Raw genomic sequence first — 379 nt, forward strand, 5'->3', positions numbered from 1 at the left:
GCTACACCCGCGCATTTTTTCAGCCCGTAGGCTTCAGTCACCACCGTCGTTTCCGGCGGTGTGAGCGGTCGTTTAAGGGGTTCGAACACAAGTGTCAAGCGCATGTTTGGAGAAGAATTGCGATATTCTGCAATTCATACACAGACTGTGCGAAACACCCTGCAAGCAGGCTGTGCGAATAGGCCCTTGGCGCAAGAGCGAGCAGATGCTTGCACGATAAGAAGTACGAAAAGGGAAAGGAACGAAGAGGCGTGGAGCGCCACTTTCAATTCAACAGTTCATTTGATTGTGTTGAAGGAAAGTGGCGCGAGTGACGGGGCTCGAACCCGCGACCTCCGGCGTGACAGGCCGGCACTCTAACCAACTGAGCTACACCCGC

The 379-nt window shown here is 54.4% G+C and carries 1 tRNA gene; it reads right to left on the reverse strand.

What is annotated here, in order from left to right:
- Window positions 1-302: 302 nt before the first annotated feature.
- Window positions 303-379, reverse strand: a tRNA-Asp gene (locus tag ACTJKP_RS27255).

Origin of the sequence: Brucella sp. 22210 (assembly GCF_052045675.1) — a bacterium.
Taxonomy (GTDB): domain Bacteria; phylum Pseudomonadota; class Alphaproteobacteria; order Rhizobiales; family Rhizobiaceae; genus Brucella.